The organism is Streptomyces sp. NPDC059785 (assembly GCF_042732375.1).
Taxonomy (GTDB): Bacteria; Actinomycetota; Actinomycetes; order Streptomycetales; family Streptomycetaceae; genus Streptomyces.
The window spans coordinates 66,871-73,012 of record NZ_JBHWHV010000051.1 but is presented as its reverse complement, the minus strand read 5'-3'; the positions used below and the strand labels follow the sequence as shown (position 1 = coordinate 73,012).

Below are 6,142 nucleotides of genomic sequence, written 5' to 3'. Positions count from 1 at the left end.
CCACACGGGGACCGGCGCCGGCGCCGCACCATCCGCCGCCGTAGGTCCCCGGCGTTGAGCGGCTGGATCGCGATCCAGCCGCTCAACGCCTAGTCCTGCCGGTCCGGTTCGTCCGGTTCCGCCATCCTGCGGTGGGCGACCGCCTTCAGCCGGTCGGGCAGCACCTTGCCCGCGATGCCCTGCGCCCTGGTCTTCGCGGAACCGGTGACGACTTTGCTCCTGCCACGCATCACGGCGTCGTACGCCTGCGCCGCGACCTGCGCGGGATCGTCCTTCTCCATGCGTCCGATCGGGGTGTCGTCCGCCATCCCGGCCCGGCGGAAGAAGTCCGTCCCGGTCGGCCCCGGCATGAACGACGTGACCGACACACCGGTGTCCTTCAGCTCCTCCCGCAGTGCCTGGGCGAAGGACTGGATGAACGACTTGGTCGCGTTGTAGACCGGCTGGAAGGCGCCCGGCAGGGTCGAGGCGATCGACGACGTGAACAGCAGCCGGCCCTCGCCGATGGCGACCATGTCGCGCACCAGGGGCTTGGCCAGCCGCACGGTCGAGGTGACGTTCAGGTCGATGACGGACTGGTCGTCCTCGAGGTCGGTGTCGACGAACGCGCCGCCGAGGCCGACACCGGCGTTGAGCGCCGCCACGTCCACCATGCGGTCCGACACCGAGTGGTAGACCCGGTCGGCGCCCGCCGGGTCCCTGAGGTCGGCGCGCACGGTCTCGACCCGGGCCCCGAGACCGCCGAGTTCACCGGCGGCGGTGGCGAGCCGGTCGTCCTCGGCGTTGATCACGAGGTCGAAGCCGTGCCGCGCGAACTGGCGCGCCAGTTCCAGGCCGATGCCGCTGGAGGCCCCGGTCACCAGGGCCAGAGGTTTGCTGTCGCTCATGGTGAAGGGGTACCCCGCGTGCCGGTTCGAACCGTGCCGCGCACCACCGCCGGGCAGAAGTGTTTGACATACTGCACCTCTCTGCTGATCTCCAGTACGGCGCGGGACACCGACCGTGCCCTGGGACTCCGGCCCTGCCCCCGCCGGACGCGGGGGCGCAACGATGGCGAGGGACCGAGAGGCTCCGGGACGGTCCCGTCGGAGGTGATCAGTAGTGGAATCCGCCCGGCCGGATCATCCCGGTCCGTCCGGTGAGGGCGCCGGCGAGGGCAGCGCGGACGGCGGCGCACGGGCGGCGAGGCGGCTGGCGGAGTTACTCCGTGCCGGCGCGTCCGGCCACGAGGAGGCGCCCGCGCGGCTGTGCCGGGCCTGCGTCGAGATGCTCGGCATGGGCGGCGCGTCCATCTCGCTCAGCGGCGGCGGCACCACCCGCACCGTGTGGTGGTCGAGCGACCCGGTGGCGGGCCGGCTCGCGGAGGCCCAGTACACCCTGGGCGACGGGCCCTGCCAGAGCGCGCTCGCGGAGCTCGCGCCCGTACAGGCCGCGGACCTCGCCCGGAGTCAGGACGCGCTGCGCTGGCCCCTTTTCGCCCAGCAGGCGGTGGAACTCAACGTCCGCGCCGTCTTCTCCCTCCCCCTGGGCAGCGACACGGTCGCCATCGGCACCCTCGACCTGTACCGCGAGGCCCCGGGCCCGCTGTCCGCGGCGGACACCGCGTTCGCCGTGTCCGCCGCGGACGCCATCACCACCTCCCTGCTGGTTCTGCAGACCGACGCGGCACAATCGGGTGCTCCGCCGTCCTGGTGGCTGAGCGCGGCCGAAACCGATCACGAGGAGGTGCACCAGGCCACCGGAATGATCATGATCTATCTGGGTCTGGACGCCCCCACCGCCCTGGCGCGGCTCAGGGCACACGCCTTCGCACACGGCCAGAGTGTCAGCGAGGCCGCCCTCGACGTCATCGCCGGGAAAATCGATTTCCATGACTAGGCCCCCCGGAACGCCGGGGACACCATGGGAACGGCAGGACCGAAGGCAGGAGCACGGTGAGACCGGTATGAGCCGCGAACAGCGAATCGTCGAGGCGTTCCGCAGCCTCACGGACAGCGTCGCCAGTGACGTGGACCCGCTCGTCCTGCTGCGCCGTCTCGTCGCCCACTCCACCGCCCTGACCGGGGCGGACGCCGCCGGTGTCATGCTGACCACGGTCCACGGCGGGCTGCGCACGATGGCGCTGTCCGACGACCGTGCCCCCGTCGTGGCGGTCTTCCGGAGCCAGAGGCGGACGGGGCCCTGCCCGGACTGCCGCCGCTCGGGACGGCCCGTGGACGTCACCGACCCGGCGGCGGCCGCACAGCGGTGGCCCGGCTTCGCCCCGCTCGCGGCAACGGCCGGTTTCGCCGCCGCGCACGCGCTTCCGATACGCGGCCACGGCCAGACCATCGGCGTCCTGCACGTCCTCATGCGGGAGGCCGGACCCCTGCCGACCGCCGAACTGCACCTGCTCCAGGCGCTCGCGGACCTCAGCGGCACGGCGGTGCTCCAGTGGCGGGCCGAACCGCTGCGCCTGGTCGACATCCTGGCCCGGGTGCAGTCCGCGGTCTCCGCGAAGGCCACCGTGGACGTCGCCGTCGGGATGATCGCCGCCGCGGGCACGCTCCCGCTGCCGCAGGCGGCGCGGGCGCTGCACGTCTACGCCGACCGGCACGGCGAACGCCCGACGGACACCGCGGCCGCCCTCGTACGCCGCGACCTGCGTCCCCAGAAGGTCCTACAGGGGTTCCAGGAGGTTCCGAGGGCCGGTTCGTGAGGCGGTGCGGGGTCACCCCGCCTCGGACGGTACGGCGACGCGGTCGGCCGTGCTCGTGCGCAACTGCTGCCGGATGTCACTGGCCAGATGCCCCGTACGCGCGTACTCCACGATGAGTTCGGCGACGTGTCTCGTCTTGATGTCGGTGTGCCGGGCGATCTCCCGTACGACGTCCAGGGCGTCCCCGGCGCACAGGCCGGTGAGGGCGACGACGACCCCGACGGCCTGTTCCAGCACGGCCTGCGCGGACACCGCCCCGCGCAACCGGGCGAGTTGGTCGTCCCGGGCACTCCGCGGGGCTCTGCGGCCGTCGGTCCGGCCGGCACCGGTGCCGTCGCCCGCGCCGGTGCCAATGCCCGCTCCGGTGCCGGGCCCGGTGGCCGCTCCGGTGCCGGGCCCGGTGGCCGCTCCGGTGCCGGGTCCGGTGGCCGCTCCGGTGCCGGGTCCGGTGGCCGCTCCGGTGCCGGGTCCGGTGGCCGCTCCGGTGCCGGGTCCGGTGGCCGCTCCGGTACGGGCCCCGGTGGCCGCTCCCGCGCTCGCCTTCGCCGTGGGCCCGTCGTCGTCCGTGTCGTCCGTGACCGCGCGCACCGCCTCCTCCGCGGTGGCGAAGACCGGTACGGCGTCCCGTCCCGCGGCGATCCGCAGCAGCGGCTCGACGTCCGCGCCGGCCCCGGCGAACAGCAGCCGCCCGCCCGTGCGGCGCAGCGCGTGGGCGCAGACCAGCAGCTCCCCCACACCCGCCGGCGAGACGGCGTCGACGTGCGAGAGGTCGACGACGACCACGGCGTCCCGCTCGGCCCCGGCCCGCCGGACGGCGTCGAACAGCGGATGACCGGTGCGGTCGATGCCGCCGACGGGGCGCATCAGCCACGCCGGCCGGCCGCTCCCCGCGGTGACGGTGAGATTTTCGACCAGTACCCGTGGCGCAGTTCCCGCGTGCTCCATCGCAAACGCCTCCTCGGCTGAGAAACCTTCTGCCGTGGCCCGTCCAGGCGCGAGTCCGCCCCCTCACCTCGCGGTGACGGGGCGGACTCGCGGTACGCCTGGCGTCGGGTCGTGCCGTTCCGGGACGCGGCCGGGCGCGGCGGGGCGGCGCAGGGTCCGACGTGCGGCGGGTCCGCTTCCGGAAGCGTGCGGTCCGGGCCCCGGCACGACAGCCTCCCTGCCGGGATCGGGGCCGGGAAGACCCATCCTGCGTACGAACCGTCGCCTCAACTGAGCGAACCGGTCTGTTTGCAGGCGTCTCCTGACCGCTTTGTGTTCTTGCCCGAATTTCCGGGCGCCAATACATCACGTTCGGCCACGTCTGCGAGGTATCGGTCACACGGCCCGCTTCGCTCCGGCCGCACGCCCGCTCCGCTCCGGCGGCGCGCCCGCAGCGCTTCGGGGGCGCGCCAGATGCGGCGGCCGGTGTCAGGCCACCGCCGTGGCCGCGACCTCGTGCAGCTCGCGCAGCGCGGCGGCGACCGCGGGCCGGGCGTGACCGCCGGCGCGGGTGCAGGTCAGCAGCTTGCGGTGCGGGTCGCCCGCGCAGCGGACCCGGGTGATGGGCAGGTGCGGGGTGAGGTGGGCCAGCCGGGGCACCAGGGCGACACCGAGTCCGTGCGCGACGAGATGGGCGGTGACGTTCCAGTCCAGCGCGTGGTGCACCACGTCGGGGGTGAAACCGGCCGCACCGCACGCGGAGAGCACATGCGGACGGCAGGAACTTTCCGGCACCGGCGCTATCCACTCCTCCCGCGCCGCGTCCGCGAGGTCGACGACCGCCCGCCCCGCCAGCCGGTGGGTGTCCGGCACGACCAGGTCGAACGGGTCGTCCAGCAGCGGCTGTTGGTCGAAGCGCGCGTCGCCCAGGGGCGGGTTCAGCGGCGTCGACTCCACCACCGCGAGATCGATCTCCCCCTCGAAGAGCAGGTCGAAGCCGGCCGGCACCTCCGCCTCCTGGATCCGCACGGCCAGCCGTGGATGACGCTCGCGCAGCCGGGCCGCCACGGGGGCGAGCAGCACCGAGACGGCCACCGGGAAACCGCTGGTGCGCAGCAGGCCCGACACCTCGCCGTGGTCGGCGCGCAGTTCGCGCTCGGCCTCCTCCCAGCGGGCCTGGATGGCGTCCGCGTGCGCCAGCAGACCGAGCGCCGCCGGGGTGAGCCGCACCCCGCGCCCCTGCGGCTGGAGCAGTACGACGCCGAGTTCGCGGGCGAGTTGGCGGATCTGCTGCGACGCGGCGGACGGTGTGACGTGCAGGGCGCGTGCGGCGGCCGTGACGGTGCCGTAGTGGTCGACCGCCCGCAGGACGTGGAGTCGGCGCAGGTCAATCATGAAGGCAACGCTTCAAGGTGCCGTCCGGAAAGTCAACCTGGACGTATAGAAAGACGCGGGTACACGCTGGAGAAGCCGGCGGAGGGGGCCCGTCCGCCGACGGTTCCGTTTCCCGTGACTACTTGAGGAGTTGACATGACCGGCACCGCCGACAGTCCGGCCGTCCGGGCCTGCCCGTACTGCGGATGGCCGGACGACGCCGAGCCGCTCCAGGTGCTCTCCCGGCACACCACCGCGAGCGGTCACACCGTGTGGACCCGCTGCGGCTGCGGCTCCCTGCAGATACGCGTCGTCGACGGGGCGGGCCTCCGCATGGTCTCCCGCAGCAGGCCGTCCGGGACCGGGACACCGGCACGGACGTGCGGCGAGACCGTCCGGTGAGCCGGGCGCGGGCAGGGGCGGCAACTCCGCCGCCACCTCCCCGGACTCACCCAGCGGTTCGCGCCGGGCGGCGGCCTCCGCCTCCCCGTCCGCGGTCACCGCTTTGGCGGCCGGGATGTCCGCGTGCCCAGAAGAACAGCACCACCGAGCAGACCGCCGCGAAGGCGCACCACGTCGAGACGAACTCGAACCGCCACAGCGCCCAGCACACCGGCGCGCCGGCGGCGGTCAGGACGCCCAGCATCCGCAGTCCCCGGTCGCCGGAGAGCAGCAGGGCTCCGACGGTGGCCAGGAGGTAGCCCGCGACGAGGACCTGCGGGTACGGCAGGTCGGTGACGTAGCCGAGGGTGTGCCCCCTGACCTCGGCGCGCATCGGCCGGGTGGCCAGGGCGTAACCGAGCGCCGCGGCCGTGGCGACGCCCGCCGCCAGCGGCAGCGCCAGCCGGCGCCGGGCGTCGCGGGGCGCCGCGCGCAGCACTCCGACGGGCACCCACAGGGCCAGCAGCGGAAGGGCGATGACGGTCCAGGCGACGGTGGCGGGCCCCGTTCCGCCGCCGTGGTGCCAGACCGCCGCCTCGACGAGCTGATGGGCGCCGAGCAGCAGGGGCAGCGCGGCCATCGGCAGCCGGCGTACCTCGCGGCACCGCGCCACGCAGGCGACGCCCACGGCCGCGATACCGGCCCCGGCCACGAGATCGGCCTCCGCACTCCAGCACATCACGCCACCCCTGGTCCGTCCGGTCC

General features: G+C 74.2%; 7 protein-coding genes. 3 read left to right on the top strand and 4 right to left on the bottom strand.

The window, feature by feature from the left end:
- Positions 1 to 89 precede the first annotated feature (89 nt).
- Positions 90 to 887 carry an SDR family NAD(P)-dependent oxidoreductase gene (locus tag ACFV6E_RS31610; protein ID WP_385466269.1) on the bottom strand — a complete coding sequence of 266 codons (798 nt, stop codon included), beginning with the start codon at positions 885 to 887 and terminating at the stop codon, positions 90 to 92.
- A 214-nt stretch (positions 888 to 1,101) separates the two neighbouring features.
- Here ACFV6E_RS31610 and ACFV6E_RS31605 point away from each other — a divergent pair, with 214 nt between their 5' ends.
- Together ACFV6E_RS31605 and ACFV6E_RS31600 are read left to right on the top strand one after the other, a co-directional pair.
- Positions 1,102 to 1,878 carry a GAF and ANTAR domain-containing protein gene (locus ACFV6E_RS31605; RefSeq protein WP_385466266.1) on the top strand — a complete coding sequence of 259 codons (777 nt, stop codon included), beginning with the start codon at positions 1,102 to 1,104 and terminating at the stop codon, positions 1,876 to 1,878.
- Between the two features lie 67 nt (positions 1,879 to 1,945).
- Positions 1,946 to 2,698, top strand: coding sequence for a GAF domain-containing protein (locus ACFV6E_RS31600; RefSeq protein ID WP_385171667.1), 753 nt, complete (start codon positions 1,946 to 1,948; stop codon positions 2,696 to 2,698).
- A 12-nt stretch (positions 2,699 to 2,710) separates the two neighbouring features.
- On the opposite strand, the gene ACFV6E_RS31595 is transcribed toward ACFV6E_RS31600, so the two are convergent.
- Positions 2,711 to 3,643 carry an STAS domain-containing protein gene (locus ACFV6E_RS31595; RefSeq protein ID WP_385466263.1) on the bottom strand — a complete coding sequence of 311 codons (933 nt, stop codon included), beginning with the start codon at positions 3,641 to 3,643 and terminating at the stop codon, positions 2,711 to 2,713.
- A 468-nt stretch (positions 3,644 to 4,111) separates the two neighbouring features.
- Positions 4,112 to 5,017, bottom strand: a complete 906-nt coding sequence (locus ACFV6E_RS31590) for a LysR family transcriptional regulator (protein ID WP_385174277.1) — start codon at positions 5,015 to 5,017, stop codon at positions 4,112 to 4,114.
- 135 nt (positions 5,018 to 5,152) lie between these two features.
- On the opposite strand from ACFV6E_RS31590, the gene ACFV6E_RS31585 reads away from it, so the two are divergent.
- Positions 5,153 to 5,398, top strand: a complete 246-nt coding sequence (locus ACFV6E_RS31585; RefSeq protein ID WP_385174274.1) for a hypothetical protein — start codon at positions 5,153 to 5,155, stop codon at positions 5,396 to 5,398.
- 46 nt (positions 5,399 to 5,444) lie between these two features.
- Here ACFV6E_RS31585 and ACFV6E_RS31580 read toward each other — a convergent pair whose 3' ends face one another.
- Positions 5,445 to 6,116, bottom strand: coding sequence for a DUF6629 family protein (locus ACFV6E_RS31580; protein ID WP_385174273.1), 672 nt, complete (start codon positions 6,114 to 6,116; stop codon positions 5,445 to 5,447).
- Positions 6,117 to 6,142 lie beyond the last annotated feature (26 nt).

Bases quoted from the DNA above. Each gene is read 5' to 3' on its own strand.
- ACFV6E_RS31610 (WP_385466269.1), bottom strand. From the start codon at position 887: ATGAGCGACAGCAAACCTCTGGCCCTGGTGACCGGGGCCTCCAGCGGC.
- ACFV6E_RS31600 (WP_385171667.1), top strand. From the start codon at position 1,946: ATGAGCCGCGAACAGCGAATCGTCGAGGCGTTCCGCAGCCTCACGGAC.
- ACFV6E_RS31585 (WP_385174274.1), top strand. From the start codon at position 5,153: ATGACCGGCACCGCCGACAGTCCGGCCGTCCGGGCCTGCCCGTACTGC.
- ACFV6E_RS31590 (WP_385174277.1), bottom strand. From the start codon at position 5,017: ATGATTGACCTGCGCCGACTCCACGTCCTGCGGGCGGTCGACCACTAC.
- ACFV6E_RS31595 (WP_385466263.1), bottom strand. From the start codon at position 3,643: ATGGAGCACGCGGGAACTGCGCCACGGGTACTGGTCGAAAATCTCACC.
- ACFV6E_RS31580 (WP_385174273.1), bottom strand. From the start codon at position 6,116: ATGTGCTGGAGTGCGGAGGCCGATCTCGTGGCCGGGGCCGGTATCGCG.